The sequence below is a fragment of the Poriferisphaera sp. WC338 genome, from assembly GCF_050931845.1.
Taxonomy (GTDB): Bacteria; Planctomycetota; Phycisphaerae; order Phycisphaerales; family Phycisphaeraceae; genus Poriferisphaera.
The window spans coordinates 1465185-1483045 of the sequence record NZ_CP194516.1 but is presented as its reverse complement, the minus strand read 5'-3'; the positions used below and the strand labels follow the sequence as shown (position 1 = coordinate 1483045).

The following is a 17861-nucleotide window of genomic DNA, read 5'->3' as shown; positions in this document are numbered from 1 at the left end:
CAGCCTGCAAAGATTCATGTCATTTGTCGCAACAAACTTACTCTGTCGCTTCTTCAACAGGCTCTGCGATTTTCTCAAGGGTCACGTCACGGATGATACCCCATGAATGCAGGCGTTTAACCTGCCACCCGCCGAATGGTTCGTACTGCAAATACACTGTGTAAAACTGATCCAACGTATTGCGGCTATAAAGATCAATGTCGACTTCGCCACCAATCCCGCGAACACGCACACCTTTAATCACGATCTCAGTATCCGCTGCGGGTTGGTCTGCCTGCGTCAAGATCTGCTTGATCATCTCTGGTTGCTTCGGCGCGACGGGCTTGGCATCTTTGTCATCAGCATGATCAGTTTCGTTGTAAACATCCTCAGCACCTTCCACGCCTTCAGCATGCTCAGATGCATCTTCACCACTCACTACATCTTCGTGATCAGCTTCGGCAGGTTCAATTTCCGCCGCTGCATCAGTATCTATCACGTCCACCGGCTTCTCAATCAGGATGGTCTTCACTGCCTGACGGGAAAAGACATACTCGCCAAGTTTTTCCTGAACGCCCCAAGCAACTTCGCCTTCGGTGCCTTCGAGTAACACGATTTCCACCGGCCCCTGAATCTGCTTCTGATCAATCATCCCACGAGCTGCAGCTACAACCACCGCACTCACAGCCGGGTTATTGGGATTGTTCGAGGCGATACTACCAGTCTCTTCAGGGATATTTATGTACCCCCCTCTGGAACAAGCACCCAAAGCTAGGCTCAGAATCATCAGAATGCACAATGTCGTCATACGTTTCATGGTCAAATCCCATCGGTGATCGAGTTCTTTAATGGGCATGATTGTAAATCGAACCCGTCAATGCAGCCAGTACGAAATGTGAATCCGGGTGGCAATCGCAAGGATGTGCAAAAAAACCTGTCATACGCCAAGGTATGGCAGGTTCGAGGATTTGTTCGTTTTCTTGCTATTTAGCAGCATCAATCACTCGACTGTGACGCTCTTAGCAAGGTTTCGAGGCTTGTCCACATCATGGCCCCGCAGAACTGCAGCGTGATACGCCAATAACTGCAACGGCACCGAAGTCACCAACGGCTGAAGTGCCTCAGGCACATCCGGCACGTAGAACACACAATCCGGCGAGGCATACTGAGTGATGTCGGTATCACCTTCGGTGGCCACAGCAAGAATCTTGCCGCCGCGGGCGCGGACCTCTTCGATATTGGAGATAACCTTTTCGTACTGCGTGCCCTTAGTGGCGACAAAAACCACAGGCATACCTTCTTCGATCAGGGCAATCGGGCCGTGCTTCATCTCCGCAGCTGGCATCCCCTCGGCATGGATGTATGAGATTTCCTTCAGTTTCAGAGCACCCTCGATGGCAACAGGGTAGTTGTACCCACGCCCAAGGAACAGCCAGTTGTCACGGTCGACGACCTGCTCCACGCTTTTGCGGATGAACTCCGATTGCTCAAGCACTTTTTCTATGTGGCCGGGGATCAGGTCAAGTTGATCGAGATAATGTGCGACCGATTCGTTGGACAGGTGCTTACGCCGACCAATGTAGAGCGCAAGCATGGCCAATACGGTCACTTGCCCGACGAAAGCTTTGGTGGAAGCAACACCGATTTCTGGGCCAACGTGCAGATAGACGCCGGCATCAGTTTCACGGCTGATTGTAGAACCGACCGCATTAACAACACCGAGCGCCATCGCGCCGCGCTCACGTGCCTCACCGAGTGCGGCAAGTGTATCGGCGGTTTCACCGGATTGTGAGACAGCACAGATGATCGTGCCGTCTTCAATGATAGGATTGCGGTAACGGAATTCTGAAGCATACTCACAACGGGCCGGCACGCGTGCCAAGTCCTCAAAGAGATATTCACCAATTAGGCCCGCATGATACGCTGTACCCTGCCCAGTGAGGATGTATCGCTTAGCACGAACGAGTTCACGTTTGAATTCGTCAATGCCGCCAAGGACGATTCGGTTTTCACGCTTGTCGATACGACCGCGTAAACAGTTGCGGATTGAGGTTGGTTGCTCCATGATCTCTTTGAGCATATAGTGCGGGTAGCCGCCCAGCTCGATCTGATCGAGATTCATTTCCAACTCGGTAACTTCATGATCAACCGGTACGTTATCAATCGTGGTCGTGCGGAGTTCAGTCGACCATGGGCCACCCTTCTCAGTTAGCTTGTCCTCGGCACCAGCGCAGAGTTTGACAACTTGATAGTCTTCCAGTGCAAAGACCTGTGTGGTGTGCGACACGATCGCCGAAGCATCTGAAGCAACCACGTAAGCATTGTCTGCAATACCAACAATCAGCGGCGAACCTTTTCTTGCACACACCAATGTGTGCGGCCAAGCATCAACCATCACCGCAATTGCATACGCACCACTAATTTCTTGTAAAGCTCGCTGAACCGCCGATTCAAGATCGCCATCATAAAGTTCCGCAACCAGTTTCGAGATAACTTCGGTATCGGTTTCAGAATAAAAGACATGGCCTTTACCTTCGAGATACTTACGGACTGAAACGTAGTTTTCAATAATGCCATTATGAACAACCGCGACGGTGTGGCCATCTTTGGTCGTACCGACATGTGGGTGCGCGTTTTCAACGGATGGTTCGCCGTGCGTTGCCCAACGTGTGTGTGCAATGCCGATGCTACCGTCGAGTTGACCTTCGTGTTCTTCAACCAACTTCTGCAAGTTTGCCACCCGCCCCACACTGCGCTGCACGTGCAGCTTGCCATCACTCCCCTTAACCGCCATACCTGCCGAGTCATACCCACGGTATTCCAACCGCTTTAAGCCCTCAAGCAAGAGTGGTGCCACTGTTTTACTTCCAACGTATGCTACAATCCCACACATATCTGCTCCTCTCCTTCGTCAATTAAATTGAAGAAGTGTTGTTCAAATTAATATCAATAAATCCGTCCCTAGCAATCCCGCTGCAACAGCAGCAGATCAATCTTAACCGGACACCGGTGTACCTCACAAAACTGTGCTCCCATGCCAATGCAAATCTTCAATGATTGTATGATCAGCCCGTGCGAGCTTTTGTTTCATACGAGCTGGACCATAGATTGAGTTCGATTGGGGGACAAAGTGTGTTAACGCAACTTTCCCGCCAGGATCATCTGGCAGATCAATCTGCCAAAAACCTTGACCAAGCGGGTATTTGCTGCTGGTCAGACACGGCGAGCCTGCATTGAGATACGCCAACTGCCCACGTGCATCACCATTCGGCTGCCCTCGTTCTGCATCAGCAACCCAGTACCACGGCTGATGAATATGTCCGTGGACATAAAGGATCCTGGCCGGGCAATCATCGAGTAACTTTCGCAGAGATCTGTCTTCCGCAAGATTGTGTGTCCAGCTACTCGGCACACCGGGTGGACAGGCTGCAGGATAATGACAGAGCAACACCACCGCATCATCTTTAGTCAAACCACCGAGTTGCATCTCCAAAGCGGTATATTGTTTTTTGCCAAGCGCCCCGCGCGAGAAAAGAATCTGTGGAATCGCCGAGTCAAGCGCGATTAAATGCCAACGATCTGTGAGCCTGCGGTAGTGCGGGAATGAGTCTGGCACGAGCCCCTCAAGCAGTGCCTCGATTCGTTTTTTACGACGAGAGCGAAACGTATATCGATCATGGTTACCTGGTACGATGACGGTTGGAACTTCTTTAGATAACGGCTTGAAGTGATGCGCGACATCATGAAATTCATCTTCAAGTGAGGTCGTGGTGACATCACCTGAACATACAAGCATGTCGGGCTTGGTCTCTTTGATCTTTTCCATCAGTGGTGTGAGCAAGCTGTGGTTAAAACGGTACCGCCTATTGAGTAATAGGTTGGTATGACCGATCACGCGCCTACTAAGCCATTGCTTTGGCTGCAAGTCAAGTTTGTAGAGATGGACATCACCGATGAGAGCTAGCCGCACGTTTACCTCGCGAATCCTGAATGGATGGGGCGCGCAAAATTGACCCCAAGATCTTATCCCTAATGTAACCCTATATCATGACATAAAACAAACGAACCTGTAAGTAAATTCGCGGTTACGATGTGACTTCCGTCAAAATATAACGAATATTAGGCAAATCAATGTCTTACGGCCGGTAAGGGGCGTTTGACATATGAATCTTCCATAACAATCCGGCAATGTAAAAATACAAAACACAGCACCTTTATCGGACTTTATTTTCAAAGCTACTGGCCCTACTAATCAAACGAGAAGTTCAAGGCGATATACTTGAACGGAATATCTGACCTGTGTTGTCTCACCATGCTTCCTCATTTGGAAAGGACAACACTATGAAACGGAACCATCTCAATCTGATCATCGACGCATTACTGGGCGTCCTGTTTTTTACACTGCTGCTGACGGGGTTATTAATTATGTTTATCCTGCCGAGCGGGAGTCGAACGTCTTCAGTCTGGGGCTGGACACGACACGATTGGGGGGAGTTACATTTTTGGATCGCGATTGCCATGGTCGTACTGCTGCTTGCTCATCTCACCTTGCACTGGACATGGTTCTGCACAGTATGCGCGAATATACTTGGTCGTAAGCGTGGGCAGAAACTTGGTAAGAAAAAGTATGTTGCAGGTGTGTTGGCAGTGATGCTGATTGCAGGAGCGATCAGCGCATTTATGTATGCTGCCAATGCGAGTGTCATACCACATCGCAAGCACAGTAACTGGAATAAAACCAATCGGCAACAGGCACTGATAGGGCGGGATCTTGCGGAAAGTGCAACGACAACAAACTCACAACAGCAACGCCTGCGACTAGGGCGTGATATCGATCGTGATTCAGATTGAACAGGTATTGCCTGTAAACCAGCGGTCCTATTGTACACTTAGAGGTTCACTGGATTGATCTTGTGCGCGTTTAGCTTCATCGGGCATGGCTTGAATGGCATCCACACCAGGGCCGTCGGTGCTGTAAAACAACTGTAATACAGCTTGCCAATCGGACATGGTTTTGACTTTGATAAAGGCTTGTTTGATGTCGCCGCCCTGAGGATGGTGGCGAGAGAAACGGATGCCAAACTTGCGCATCATGGCGCCAGCACGGTGTTCGCCGTTGACTTGAACTGAAAGCGTAAAGTGTTCCAACAGCACATCACGTTGCTGGAAAATAGTTGGTCCAAGCGTTGCAGATTCATGATCGCCTTGCTGAATCATGTTAGCTTGCTCGAAGATCCATGGGTTACCAATGCAACCGCGTGCGACAGAAACGATGTCGACACCAGTTTGTTCGATCATGTCGAAAATGTCACGGGCTTGCCAGATGTCACCTGACCCACCTAGAATAAATTTTTGATTGGTCGCGTCTGTGTGCCGAACCGCTTCGTGCTTGTATTGGTCGATGATCGTTTTGAGTGCTGGCCATTTGGAGGGGCCGAGGTATTTTTGCTGCACCGTGCGGCCGTGGATGGTGACGCCACTATAGCCCAGTTCAATCGCGGCTTGCATAATCTTGTGGAAGCCCTGCTCTGCTTCGAGTGAATCATCATATGCACGGCGGAGTTTCACCGTCATCGGCCGATCACTGCCAACAGCATCGGCAACAGCTTTAAGAATCTCAATCGCTTCACCCGGGGCGGAAAGCAGATGTCCGCCACGACATTTCTTTTTGATCTTCTTTACCGGACAAGCCAGATTCACATCGATCACGTCGTAGCCGAGCTGGTGGAGAATTTTTGCGCCTTGAGCAATCTCGTCGGGATGCGAGCCCATGAGCTGGCCGCAGATGGGATGGTCGCCCGACTCGAGTTCGGCGGCTTTGAGGTATTTGCCGCCGGCGAGGAGGAAGTGATCGAGCATGGCCTCGGTGATGCAGTAGGGACAGCCATGTCGGCGGGCGATCATACGCATGGCGTAGTCGGAGTAGCCGGCGAGGCCGGCTTGGTAGAAGGGTTGGCGACTGACCCAGCTTAGTGGGCCGGTGGTGGGAAGAACAGGAAGTTGTGCGTGGGTTGATTGGGTCATGGATTGACTTTTGCGTCTGATCGCGGGATTGAATCAGGCAGGCCAGATGTGGCCGTGGAGTATTTTAACAATCTGTGGGTGAAAACCGAATGCGGTTGCCAGTTTTGCTGATTCCGGGGATGATATGGCCATGAAACGAATGATGACGGCAGGGACGATCCTCTTTCTATTGATTGCGACGGTATTGCTGACAGGCTGCGCCGGTGCCATGATTCCACATGACTATAAGGTCGCATTGTCGAATCTGCCCTACCCTAAAGATGCACCATACGGCAAGAACCCGGACATAGTGGTGGTGCGCGAGGGGACGAACCTGCGGATTGTGAATCGCACGCCTTGGGCTTATCCGGACATGCAGCTCTGGGTGAATCAGCTTTTTGTTTACAACAATCCGTCGGTGAATATCGGAACGAACAACATCGTCCCGTTGCCGGAATGTATCAACTTGTATGAAGAATCGTATCCGGTAGGGACATTTCTTCGACCGGAGCGTGGGTACCCAGTGGTGCTTGCGGAATTGTATGATCCAAAAGCCAAGATGAAGTACCGATTGAATGTGCAACCGGTCCGTGATGATCCGGGGATCTTTTGGTAATACGCATGTGATAGATCAGGCATAAGCGCAGGTGCGTGTATGTTGTTCTGAATATACCGGTGGTAGGGGTAAGAATCCGCCTTGGGATTTACCGCCGATGAGCTACCTTCAACACTTTAGCGGTCTATATTGTGACTGACGCCGCACAACCCGCGTGGCCGCCATACACAACTAGCCGTTTCAAACCTTTCGTCAACAGGAGTACGATGTGGACACGCTTGAACTCTGGAAACGCTACAAAAAATATCTGACCAAATGTCCGGGCCTGAATATCACACTTGATATCTCGCGGATGAATTTTGATGATGCATATCTTCGCAAGATGCAGCCAATGATCGAGAAGGCGTTCAACGATATGGATGCACTCGAAGGCGGCGCGATTGCGAACCCGGATGAAGGACGTATGGTGGGCCACTACTGGCTGCGGAATGCTTCGATTGCACCCAAGGCTGAAATCTGCAAGGAGATTACTGACACGCTTGAAGACGTAATGCAATTCGTGTCAGATGTGCATGGCAAGAAGATTCTCCCACCAACAACGCCGAAGTTTACCGATGTGATTTCGATTGGTATTGGCGGGTCTGCGCTTGGACCGGAATTGATCTCCGACGCATTGGGTGTGAAGCGTGACAAGATGAAGCTGCACTTCATCGACAATACGGATATTGACGGCATCCACCGCGTGATCGATTCGGTCGGCGTAAAGCTGAAGTCAACTTTGGTGCTAGTGATTTCAAAATCAGGCGGTACACCTGAACCCCGCAATGGAATGCTTGAGGTACAGGCCGCGTATGAACGAGCTGGTCTTGATTTTGCGAAACATGCGGTGGCGATCACCGGCAAGGATTCACATCTAGACAAAGTTGCCGTTAGCGAAGGCTGGCTGAAGCGGTTCCCGATGTGGGATTGGGTCGGCGGACGCACGAGTGTGATGGCAACGGTTGGTTTGGTGCCTTGCGCTTTGCAGGGGATCGACATGCGAGCATTGCTTGAGGGCGCGGCCAAGATGGATGAGTTAACTCGCGTGCATGACGTGAAGAAAAATCCTGCGGCCAAGCTGGCTTTGATGTGGTACCACGCTACCGGCGGCAAGGGTGAGAAAGATATGGTGATGCTGCCTTATAAAGATCGCCTGCTGCTCTTGAGTCGATACCTGCAGCAGCTTGTGATGGAATCGCTGGGCAAGAAATTTGATCTTGATGGCAACGTGGTCAATCAGGGCATCGCGGTTTACGGCAACAAAGGCTCGACCGACCAGCATGCATATGTGCAACAGTTACGTGAAGGTGTGAACAATTTCTTTGCGACGTTCATCGTGGTGTTACAAGATACAGCTCGTCCGGGTCGTACACCAGTGGTAGATGTCGAGCCAAACACAACCGCGGGCGACTTCTTGAATGGTTTCTGGCAAGGTACACGGTCGGCGCTATTTGAAGAAGGTCGCGGGTCAATGACAATTACGTGTGACAAGATTGATGCGAAGACGCTTGGTGCGATCATTGCATTGTATGAACGTGCGGTGGGTTACTATGGCACGCTTGTAAACATCAATGCATATCATCAGCCGGGTGTGGAGGCGGGCAAGAAGGCGGCGGCGAGCGTACTAGATCTGCAACACAAAATCATTGCATTCCTGCAGAAAAACAGTGGGCAAACATACAGCATCGAAGAACTGGCGGAAGGCATGGAGAAAGCGGATCAGGTCGAAACAATCTTTCATCTCGTCGAACATATGTCAGCGAATAAGCGACTGATTAAGAAAGCACGAAGCAGTTACAGCTTCCTCGGCTAATCTTGAAGATCGCTCACAACAAACAAAAAGGCTGACAGTGTTCACTGTCAGCCTTTTCTATTACATAGTTAAACCATGGAAATCTATTCCACTGTAGATTGCGCAGTAGGTTCAGCGTTAGCAGGTGAATCTTCTCCGAGTGGGATGATCTGGTTCGTGAGAATTACTGTAACGGGATTGTTCAAGTATTTATTCGCCACAACTTTTAGTTCTTCAGCAGTCATGTTTTGAACGGCTTTAAGGAACTTACGACTACCGGGATCGTTAAGTCCATACAAATCATCAAGTGCAGCATCTGTTGCAAGTGAACTGTTACTCTGCTTGGCGAAGAACTCGTTGGTCAATACTTTCTGTTTGGCCCGTTCGATATCGGCCTCTGTGAAATCGCCGGCCTTTGCACGCTCCACCACACTCATTGCACGACTAATCGCCTCAGTCGCCTGCTGAGGCGAGGTATTAAACTGAATAGCAAAGTAACCCGGCACCAAACCGGTGAGGTTGCCCGCTCCCACAGCATACACGAGACCAGGGCCTTTCCCACGCAACTCTTGCTCAAGCCAACCGGAAGGAAAATCACTCATGACTTTGGTCAGCACCATCATCGCGGGATAATCTGGATTGCTACGAACCATACCCGGCCCAAAACCAATCTGCACAGCGGCGAGTGGTTTTTGTGTTTCGAACTGCTTGATCTGTGATTCGGGCTCCTTTGGCATTGCAGGATCAAAGGCCATGATCGGCTTAGACGGCATTTTCCCAAAGAGTTCTTCCGCTTTGGCTTTCACTTGATCGGGATCAACATCACCGACCACGGCTAGCACAGCATCAGTAGCACCGAGATGCTTAGTGTAAAAATCTTTAAGTTGCTCGGCGGTAAGTTTTTCGACGATATCACGCCGACCATAAGTCGAAACGGCCCACGGGTAGTCGCCAAAGTAAGTTTGACGGAAATCATGACGCAACTCGCCATACCAAGTGTCAGTCTGGCGGTCGATCGCAGCAAGTACACGCGGTTGAAGTTTAAGCCATTCCTGCTCAGGGAAGGAAGGCTCAAGAACGATCTCACTTAGTAAAGTCATGACCTTGGGCCAATCATCACGCAGTGCAGAGGAATTGACATAGCTGGTGTTGCTGCCAGAAGCGGCACCAAGCGAAGCACCAAGACTTTCAACGGTTTGTGAGATCTCCAGCGCGGTCATCTTTGAAGTACCGCGGTTTAACATCATCGCTGCGGCATTAGCAACGCCTTCATGACCAGCTTGCTCGGAAAGCAAACCACCTTTCCAATATAGATTCATCGAAACAGCAGGAACAACCGTACTACGTTGTACGATCACACGTAAACCATTTTCTAGTGTAAATGCCGTTGCCTCATCTACCTCGATCGGTGTGACATGGCCTTTATTCTTGGCGATGTTCTCGATCATCTCTTTCACCACCACGCGGTTGTCAAGATCGATCGGTTCATACACAAGACCTTCCTTCTCCTCTAGCTCTACCATTTCTACAGCAGGTTCTTCCTTCTCTGCATCCTTCGGAGCCGGCTTTAGCAAAACAGTAATCAATCGCTGATCCAGCATGATGCGCTTGGCCGTTTTTTGTAGATCAGCAACGGTCATGTTCTGAATCGCATTAGCATATTTCGGAAGATAATCCGGATCGCTGCTGCCGGTGATATCGCGAGCAAGTGTGGAGGCGATGCCTTGTGCGGTCTGATTGGCCTGCACAACATTGGAAAGCACGATGCGCTTGGCACGAGCGAGTTCTTCATCCGTCACCGGCTGGTCACGAAGCAACGTCACCTGATCCAAAATCGCCTGCTTAACCTGATCAACGGTGTACTGATCGCTCGCGATCTCTGCATCCACACCAAAGAAGCCCGGCCCCCAATTGAAGCTACTATTGTATGCATCGATGCTCGTCACCAGTCGATCCTGATCGCGCACGGTTTGGATCAATCGACTTGCTTCGCCCTGCCCCAAAATGATCGCAAGTAAATCCAGTTCAAAGTCGCCTGGCGCTGCGAGCTGCGTGCCCGGCCAAATAAGTCGCACCTTGGTTCGCTTAATATCAGCCGTGCCCTCAGCAAAGCGCGGCTCGGTGATCTCCTGCTCCACCGGGAATTTCAACTCAGGCAACTTGCCTGCTTTCTGATCCTTCCAAAGCGCCGCAACCTGATCCACAATCTTCTGCGAATCAATGTCGCCTACCACTACGAATAGCATGTTGTTCGGCACGTACATCCGCTTGTAAAAATCATAAATCTCATCGCGGCTGATCTTCAAAAATTCATCGAGATAACCGATAGTTGGGTGCTTGGCGGGGTGATCTTCAAAACGCGCCTTCTGGGTGAGCTTCCAGAAAATGCGGCCGGGCTCACCTTTCCCCATATCAAACTCGCGCTGAATCACATCACGTTCACGAGCATATTCTTCCTGTGTGATTGAACTGTTTTGCATCCAATCGCTGAGAAGGTCCACAGCAGTAGCAGTGTGATCCGAAGTGGTATTGATGTAATAGCGGACTGTATCCAAACTGGTGGCCGCATTGGTTTGCGCACCCATTGAGCCGAGGATGGCAGTGGATTCGATCTCGGGCCGTGTACTGGTGGACCCACCGGAAAGCAGATGTTCGAGGAAGTGCGATAGCCCCGCACCAACGTGTTCCTGCTCGTAGATCGAGCCGGTCTTGATCCAAGTCTGGACAGAGACAACCGGTGCCGTAGGAACTTGCTGCGCGATGACGATCATGCCATTCGGAAGCTCGACCAACAGTCGGTCAGAACGCTCTTGCAACACTTTATAGCCCAATCCATTTTCATCATTCATCTGCATCTCGGCCCTTTCGACCTCCTGATCCTTCACCTTGACCACAGCATGTTCGCTGGGATCCGCCACTACAATATCAGCCCCAGTCGCAGCACGTTTGGATGACGTCCCCGATTTCATGCCAGGCCTGTTGGCATCCTCTTGACCCGCACAGCCTACGATAACAGCCACCAATATGCCCAATACCAAACACCATGTCCGGTAACCTGATCGACTCTGCATCTTGCTTCCTTTCAGCACGTTTCTTCCTGATCTGGATGAAGTCACCCGTCCTCATAACCGATACAACCGTCAGCAGCTTAACGTCCAGTAACGGAGTATGGTTCATGACCCAAGCTATTTCGCTTACCATTCAAGAGCGTCTCGAACGCGAAACAGAGCATTTCGAAGAGCTCTATGCCGCTGAGGCAGCTCGTGGTATCCAGCCCCTGAGCGACTTTGATAAAGTCCGTTATACCAACCCATCAGCCAACACGATATTCCCCCGTGAATATTTTTACCACCTGCTGGCTCCCCTGAAGGGAAAAGACACCCTGGAGATCGCCGCCGGCAACGGAATTGACGCATCCATCTGTGCCCACAACGGCGCCAATGTCCACGCCTACGACCTGTCCAGCGAGTCCATCAAGATGGTCCGCCAGCGGGCAGATGCGAATGGTGTACTGGATCGTCTTCAAACGCAAGTCACCGGACACTTCACCGAAGCGTTCGCCAACCAGACATTTGACCACATTATCGGTTATGCAGCACTGCATCACATCCCCTACCAAGGCATGGCGGAGCAGATTTACGAAAGATTAAAGCCAGGCGGATGTGCCGTGTTTGCAGAGCCCGTGGTCAACAGCAAAGCCCTCCGTGCCCTGCGCGATCTTGTGCCTTACGAGATTTTCGAGAGCACGGATGATGAGGTCCCATGGAACGACCAAACGATCAATGAGTTCGCCAAACCGTTTGATCGTAAGATTCAGAAGGACTTCCAGATCACCTCGCGGCTATGGCCGATGTTCCCGAACAATTGGGCATTGACGGTAGCGCTGCACAAGCTGGATTCATATCTCAAACTTGTGCCGGGCATGCGGCGTTTCGCCACCGTCTCGGTGTTCGCCCTGTACCGCGACCGTTGACCCCTCTTCTCACTCAACAAAACATCACCCCCTGTCATCCGACAGGGTTTTTCATACCTCCCGGAAGTTGCACTGGCGGTGAACATACGTAAAATCTTTATTTCCAACGTGATCCGCGCCTGCCCAAGACGCATCCGCTTCAGCATGACCTGCGAGCCACTCGCTCCCAAGCTAACCAGCGGCTCGATCGCACAATGACAATCAAAAACTCAAGGCTGTTTACAGCTTTGTGCCACCCTAGCTCAGTTGGTAGAGCGAAGCTTTCGTAAAGCTTAGGTCGTCGGTTCGAATCCGATGGGTGGCTTTTCTTTTTAAATCATCATCCCCCCCTTCTCCCTCAGCAGGCCCACAAACCTGCAAGGTTTTCTATGCGCAGTCAATCTCGCATCAAGAAAATGGTTCCTGACACTTTTTCTTGCCCCACTTTTTCTTGCCCACCTTTTCTTGCCTTACTCTTCATTGTTATTGGCACTCTCCATGATTAACTGCTGCATTTTTTTGTTGTACGCGTCAAAATACGCCTTTTCTGAAATGGCAAACAATTTCCCTGATTGAACATTATTCTCAATTAGAAATGTCCTCACGCCATCGCCCTCTATCTCTAATTGATCCTTGGTCAATAAATCGGTTTTGTTATTAGCGAGTATCAGGTATTGCAATTTCCCTTTCAAATAATCTCGAGATGCATCTCCAGAACCTGCCTTACGTGGCCAACCAAGCCCATTTGTGCTCCACAGCCACATTTCTTTTTCTAAAAGATAGACACGATAACCCAGCAATAAACTCAATAGTAACAATAGCATTATGCATATGAAGCATGCTTTAGATTTCACCATCTTTAATGCTCCGCAGTCTTAATAATAAGTGGCCTCAATGAGCTAGCACTCATAATTACAAAGATTTTTGGTAATTAGCTTCTATGGTTTTGCATCAATCAGCTGTGTAGCTTATTCCAATAAAGCTCTGCTTTATATCATCCAGTAAATGTTTATCCAAATACTTTCTAGGATAATCATAAACTAAACGTACCGGGGGATCTCCATCAACAGTAAAAAACCACATTTTGGTATTCAACACAGCATCAACAGGATCCTTACTTCCTTGTCCTAAACGATTGCCAATAATATTATTCTGCACATCCATGAACCCTGGTGTACCATAATTTGTTGGGCCAATTTCACGCGCTTGAAAACCCGCCAATGACTCTTGTGGTGTTTGAGTACCTAACCGTACAGAACGCATATTTGCTAAAGCATGCGCTATAGCATTCATTGGGCCATTATTAGCACCAATGTAGTCTTCGACATTTTTGAACCCTAATTTTCCAGCTTCATTCCTTAGTCTTGGAAGTTCAGATTGTAACTCTGTACGTACATTTCCCAAATGACTATCTGCACTCCATGCAGATATAGCAGCACCTGCGGAAGTACCTGCATACCACCGGCGTAAAAATCTTTTCAAAGGAGGTATTGTAGTAAGGCCCGCAAGTACCACCGAAGCAACCGCAAATGTTATAGCTGTATACGTCATAAGCTCAACATACGTAAACCCTTCTCCCTTTGGATCAATACCCATCACCGGGTTTGCGTGGGTATAGAGGTATTTGTGCAGGGATTGTGGGTCGTTGATATTGCCGGCGAAGGGGTCGAGGCGGTTGAAGCGGCCGGCTGTAGGGTCGTACCAACGGGCGCGGAGGTATTGCAGGCCGGTGGCAGCGTTGGTGTGCTCGCCGGAGTAAAGCAGCGTAGTCATGAGCGCGTTTGCTGCGGCGAGGTTGCCATGATGAAGCTGATTGCCATACGCATCAAAAGCGTAACGCTGAAGCACCGTGGCAAGTTGATCCATGAGTACACGCGTCGAGCCGTGTCCGTCGTAGAAGAGACCGCGGTACAGATCGACCGCACTGCCATCCCATCAAATCAACACCTCCCCGCCACGCTCATCTTCAAGTCCCCCGTCATCGATCCTGCCAGCCAAACCTTCCGCTGTAAATTCAAAATCAACAATAATACAAAATCACAACACCCCGCTGAATTCAATTTCAGAATCGTAAAATAATATGGCAGTTGCAACATAATCAATCAACCACAACAACCTAACTACACCGATCCACAACTACAATTTCGCTTAGCATTTCTCGCAAGGGTGATAGACGACAATACAAATACTCCTCTATCCAGATCGGATCTACCAGGAATTCGAATGCTGCACACACACAATCTTCAATCTCACTGAACTCCTCAAGCGTCTTGCAGCTTTGTCGGATCAAATAGGCAAAGGGCAACTTGGAATGGCGGGATGAATCTCGCGCGGTCAATACCAACTGTGCCTTGGCATTGCGAATCAGCATCCACGCCCACTGAATAACTTTGTTTAATCGCTGAATTGATTCCAAACAGGCTTCAAAAGGTGAAGCGGCAGGTATAGTCTTCAACCATTCACTACAAGCATCTAAGCCACCGTCAGGTAACACTCCATCATGCATGATTGATGCAATCAATGCCATGCAATCGTGGGTAGCTTCCGTCATCTCACATTGCATGCGTGTCGTTGAATGACGGGCCCATGCGGTAACGATAACCCCTTGCATTTGGAAACGCTTGATTTGTTTGATCCAAGCCATCGCATTGTATTGCCGATCTTGGATGGTTGGGAGATTTGTGTCAATCTGGTCCGCACCCTTACTCGCGGTAGCAGCCCAGAGCGGAATACCTGCATCTGAAAACCGCTGAATGTATCTTTGATTAAAATGCTGATCGGTTGTGGCAGGATCGCCTTGATAGCCCCAAACAACCAAATCGGCATCACTACCCAGTTCGTGCAACACCTCATTCTCCCAATGAATCATCATATCGTGCCATAAAAGTGGGCGGATGCCCTGCTGATTGAGGTGATTAAGTAGCGGTTGAACATGCTTTAAGTAAAGCGCGCCATGGCCGTGGGTTTCGGCGTAGGCTGAAGTTTCGGGATTACTGGCAAATTGCCACGCCTCATCACCGCCCAAATGAAAGCGTTTGATACTGGGCATAAGGCGAAGCACATCATCGATCATGCTTTGAACAAACTGGCATGCACCCGGGGCCAGCGGGTTCAGCAGATCAATGGTTTCTGGCTGCTCCCGCAAATGGGCATACTCATCAAATTTAAGAACCATCTCCATATGGCCCATACATTGCACCAGCGGGATGATTTCTAAACCGCGAGCTTGCGTCTCTTGACAAAAAAGTTTGATCTCTTGCTCGGTGTAGCAAGTAGAACTGCGAAACCTTGAATCAACAGTCCACGGGAATTGATCCTCGAACTCCACGAGGATTGCATTGAACCGACATGCAACATAAAGATCAAGCAACTCAACCAACCGCCTGGATGTTGGGGGCATGCCTTTGAGATCGAGGTGGAATGCCCGAATCGGAACTAATGCTTCGCGCGGTTGAAATACTGGCATGTGAAATGATCCAATCGCCTAGGTCAGACCGAGTCTACAAAAACTGACATGTAAGTGCTAAAACCCTGAATCTCTGAAGATGAGAATTAAACATAAGCTCACACCACACCTCATCAAGAAATCTTTATATATTACAAAATATTATTTAAAATGCATTGACATGTCAATATACTCGACTTATTATTCTTATATGTGGTACGTTAGGATCAGCCTGAACGATAAGTATCATAGACCATCTAGATGACATGTTACCCGTCATGAGAGCACCCGAGCCATGAATGCATCTGCAGCCACAGAACATCCCCCAAAACTTCGTGATCAAGCCTACGCCTATATCTGTCAACAGTTTACTGAAGGTAAGTTAAAGGTCGGCAGCCACCTTTCAATCGGTGCCTTAGCGAAGGAGATGGGGATCAGCCGCACACCTGTATCAGAAGCACTGCTTCGAATGCAGATCGAGAACAAGGTTGAGCAAGTGCCTCGCATCGGAACAATCGTTCGGCAACCTTCAGTAAAAGAAGTAGTGGAACTGTATCAAATGCGTGAGCTGGTTGAAGGTCATGCCGCGGCACACGCAGCTAAAACATTCGGTGACGCTGAAATCAAATTACTTGACTCAATCTTAGCTCAGTTCCGTGAACTTTGCGTGCTTGTCCGCAACGAAGATCATCCTGAACTCTCACTAGAAGAAATCCAACAGTATCTGGCAGTTGATGTTGCATTCCATGCTGCCATCCTGCGAGGGACAGACAATCGGTGGATGCGTAAAGCAATTGAAGACGCGCAGGCGTTTTTACTGATTTGCTGTTCGAAGCACCACGTCGAATATGCGTTCAAAAGAATGGCGAGTATTTACCGATCGCACGGCCGAATCCGTAACGCGATAAGGCGCGGTGATGCGGAAGCAGCTGAAGCACTAATGAAAGAGCACATTCATCTTGGTTGCGAAGGTGCGATAAAGTACCTGACAGATCATAAGAACGTCGAAGAATATCTTGACGTTGATTTAGCCAGTTTCATGCCACAGGGATTTGATTCATTAGGCAAAAGAAAACCGAATCTCAAATGATTTACTCTCGGAGCATCGTTGTTCTGAGATGATCTTGTTTTATATATCACGCTGAAGTTGTACCACTCATTTGTCATGGCCAAAACGGTTCGCAATACCGCGTCGTTATCGATGTAGACACATTTATCGCATTCCAAAGGATCAATACGTTAACCTATATCTAATCGGAGTTTGAAATGCCCTCCTCTACCAAGTCAACACAACGAAGCTTCGGATTTACGCTGATTGAATTGCTTGTTGTTATTTCAATCATATCTTTGCTTATATCAATTTTACTCCCGGCGTTATCAAGCGCCCGCGATGCAGCAAAAAACGTTCAATGCCTATCAAATCTTAAATCGCTTGCAACAGCCATGATTGCATATGAGGTAGACAACCGGCGATTACCGATGAACTACCCAGAGTTACGATATAACCTGAATAAGAGCTTTGTTCATTCTCAGTATCATCACACTCAAGTGGCAGACCACGTAGGTAATGATTTACGTCCTCAGTACAAACCGTATATAGATGTCAATTTCATGTCATGCCCATTCGTTGAACCATATGATAAGAGTATCGATGCGATCCCCCTAGGCACAACACGAATCTATGTCGACTACTTCTTCACCAATGGGTTCTATTTCAATCGCAAAAACAATATTTGGGACAAACCCGCTTACTGGAAGAGTTCTGCAGATATTTGGGAGATTGATGGGCGACAAGTCAATACGCTTGTCGGCGATCGGCTTTGGTTCAGCGGCACAGAAATCAATGCAAATCATGTCGGCACAGAGGGCGGTTATAGTCATGTCTACCGCGATGTGAATCTTGGTTCATTCACCGTCAGCAAACATGTAAAATCTACAGTTATTGACTCTCGCGACAATCTTACAGCCAACTATGCAAGTATAGATGGCAGTGCAGCAACGTATAAAGGGAATAGTGAAGATCTGTTTGACGCACAGGTACCAAACTCCTCAACACGTAGCTATCGCATGCCGTTTGTTAGATAATCAAAACACT

Annotated in this window: 15 protein-coding genes, 1 tRNA gene and 2 pseudogenes; 9 read left to right on the top strand and 9 right to left on the bottom strand. The window is 49.2% G+C overall.

Annotation, left to right across the window (positions count from 1 at the left end; all coding sequences use genetic code 11):
• Positions 1 to 37: 37 nt before the first annotated feature.
• The 3 genes from ACQ6WK_RS06025 to ACQ6WK_RS06015 all read right to left on the bottom strand — a co-directional run bounded on the left by ACQ6WK_RS06025 (position 38) and on the right by ACQ6WK_RS06015 (position 3949).
• The gene (locus ACQ6WK_RS06025) at positions 38 to 796 is read right to left on the bottom strand and encodes a hypothetical protein (RefSeq protein ID WP_432799840.1); all 759 of its coding nucleotides are present in this window, start codon (positions 794 to 796) and stop codon (positions 38 to 40) included.
• A gap of 183 nt (positions 797 to 979) precedes the next feature.
• Complete coding sequence (glmS, locus tag ACQ6WK_RS06020; protein ID WP_432799839.1) at positions 980 to 2872, bottom strand: glutamine--fructose-6-phosphate transaminase (isomerizing); 1893 nt, start codon at positions 2870 to 2872, stop codon at positions 980 to 982.
• A gap of 123 nt (positions 2873 to 2995) precedes the next feature.
• Complete coding sequence (locus ACQ6WK_RS06015) at positions 2996 to 3949, bottom strand: metallophosphoesterase family protein (RefSeq protein ID WP_432799838.1); 954 nt, start codon at positions 3947 to 3949, stop codon at positions 2996 to 2998.
• 371 nt (positions 3950 to 4320) lie between these two features.
• Between ACQ6WK_RS06015 and ACQ6WK_RS06010 the strand changes: the two genes are divergently transcribed.
• Entirely contained in the window at positions 4321 to 4830 is a 510-nt protein-coding gene (locus ACQ6WK_RS06010) for a DUF4405 domain-containing protein (protein ID WP_432799837.1), read from the top strand.
• A gap of 27 nt (positions 4831 to 4857) precedes the next feature.
• On the opposite strand, the gene ACQ6WK_RS06005 is transcribed toward ACQ6WK_RS06010, so the two are convergent.
• Positions 4858 to 6003 carry a tRNA dihydrouridine synthase gene (locus ACQ6WK_RS06005; RefSeq protein ID WP_432799836.1) on the bottom strand — a complete coding sequence of 382 codons (1146 nt, stop codon included), beginning with the start codon at positions 6001 to 6003 and terminating at the stop codon, positions 4858 to 4860.
• 130 nt (positions 6004 to 6133) lie between these two features.
• Between ACQ6WK_RS06005 and ACQ6WK_RS06000 the strand changes: the two genes are divergently transcribed.
• Together ACQ6WK_RS06000 and ACQ6WK_RS05995 are read left to right on the top strand one after the other, a co-directional pair.
• Positions 6134 to 6598: a hypothetical protein gene (locus ACQ6WK_RS06000; protein WP_432799835.1), complete on the top strand. Its 465-nt coding sequence runs from the start codon at positions 6134 to 6136 to the stop codon at positions 6596 to 6598.
• Between the two features lie 208 nt (positions 6599 to 6806).
• Entirely contained in the window at positions 6807 to 8390 is a 1584-nt protein-coding gene (locus ACQ6WK_RS05995; RefSeq protein ID WP_432799834.1) for a glucose-6-phosphate isomerase, read from the top strand.
• A gap of 83 nt (positions 8391 to 8473) precedes the next feature.
• Here the strand turns inward: ACQ6WK_RS05995 and ACQ6WK_RS05990 are convergent, their stop codons facing one another.
• Entirely contained in the window at positions 8474 to 11440 is a 2967-nt protein-coding gene (locus tag ACQ6WK_RS05990; RefSeq protein ID WP_432799833.1) for a M16 family metallopeptidase, read from the bottom strand.
• Between the two features lie 104 nt (positions 11441 to 11544).
• Between ACQ6WK_RS05990 and ACQ6WK_RS05985 the strand changes: the two genes are divergently transcribed.
• Complete coding sequence (locus ACQ6WK_RS05985) at positions 11545 to 12342, top strand: class I SAM-dependent methyltransferase (RefSeq protein ID WP_432799832.1); 798 nt, start codon at positions 11545 to 11547, stop codon at positions 12340 to 12342.
• Positions 12343 to 12573: 231 nt separating this feature from the next.
• Positions 12574 to 12646 (top strand) — tRNA-Thr (locus ACQ6WK_RS05980).
• 145 nt (positions 12647 to 12791) lie between these two features.
• Here ACQ6WK_RS05980 and ACQ6WK_RS05975 read toward each other — a convergent pair.
• The 3 genes and pseudogenes from ACQ6WK_RS05975 to ACQ6WK_RS05965 form a co-directional block, all read right to left on the bottom strand.
• Positions 12792 to 13178, bottom strand: a complete 387-nt coding sequence (locus tag ACQ6WK_RS05975) for a hypothetical protein (RefSeq protein WP_432799831.1) — start codon at positions 13176 to 13178, stop codon at positions 12792 to 12794.
• A 94-nt stretch (positions 13179 to 13272) separates the two neighbouring features.
• Positions 13273 to 13917 (bottom strand): hypothetical protein, encoded by a 645-nt coding sequence (locus ACQ6WK_RS05970; protein WP_432800424.1) that lies wholly within the window; start codon positions 13915 to 13917, stop codon positions 13273 to 13275.
• Between the two features lie 39 nt (positions 13918 to 13956).
• Positions 13957 to 14094 (bottom strand): annotated as a pseudogene (locus ACQ6WK_RS05965) (RHS repeat-associated core domain-containing protein); the annotation flags it as partial.
• Positions 14095 to 14205: 111 nt separating this feature from the next.
• Between ACQ6WK_RS05965 and ACQ6WK_RS05960 the strand changes: the two are divergent.
• The gene (locus ACQ6WK_RS05960) at positions 14206 to 14400 is read left to right on the top strand and encodes a hypothetical protein (RefSeq protein ID WP_432799830.1); all 195 of its coding nucleotides are present in this window, start codon (positions 14206 to 14208) and stop codon (positions 14398 to 14400) included.
• A 37-nt stretch (positions 14401 to 14437) separates the two neighbouring features.
• Here the strand turns inward: ACQ6WK_RS05960 and ACQ6WK_RS05955 are convergent, their stop codons facing one another.
• On the bottom strand, positions 14438 to 15787 hold the full coding sequence (locus ACQ6WK_RS05955) for a family 20 glycosylhydrolase (RefSeq protein WP_432799829.1): 1350 nt from the start codon (positions 15785 to 15787) through the stop codon (positions 14438 to 14440).
• Between the two features lie 274 nt (positions 15788 to 16061).
• Here ACQ6WK_RS05955 and ACQ6WK_RS05950 point away from each other — a divergent pair, with 274 nt between their 5' ends.
• From ACQ6WK_RS05950 to ACQ6WK_RS05940, 3 genes and pseudogenes are all read left to right on the top strand, one after another.
• The gene (locus ACQ6WK_RS05950) at positions 16062 to 16856 is read left to right on the top strand and encodes a GntR family transcriptional regulator (RefSeq protein ID WP_432799828.1); all 795 of its coding nucleotides are present in this window, start codon (positions 16062 to 16064) and stop codon (positions 16854 to 16856) included.
• A gap of 176 nt (positions 16857 to 17032) precedes the next feature.
• Positions 17033 to 17242, top strand: a pseudogene (locus ACQ6WK_RS05945) (type II secretion system protein); the annotation flags it as partial.
• 135 nt (positions 17243 to 17377) lie between these two features.
• Positions 17378 to 17851 carry a hypothetical protein gene (locus tag ACQ6WK_RS05940; protein WP_432800423.1) on the top strand — a complete coding sequence of 158 codons (474 nt, stop codon included), beginning with the start codon at positions 17378 to 17380 and terminating at the stop codon, positions 17849 to 17851.
• The last annotated feature ends 10 nt before the right edge of the window (positions 17852 to 17861 follow it).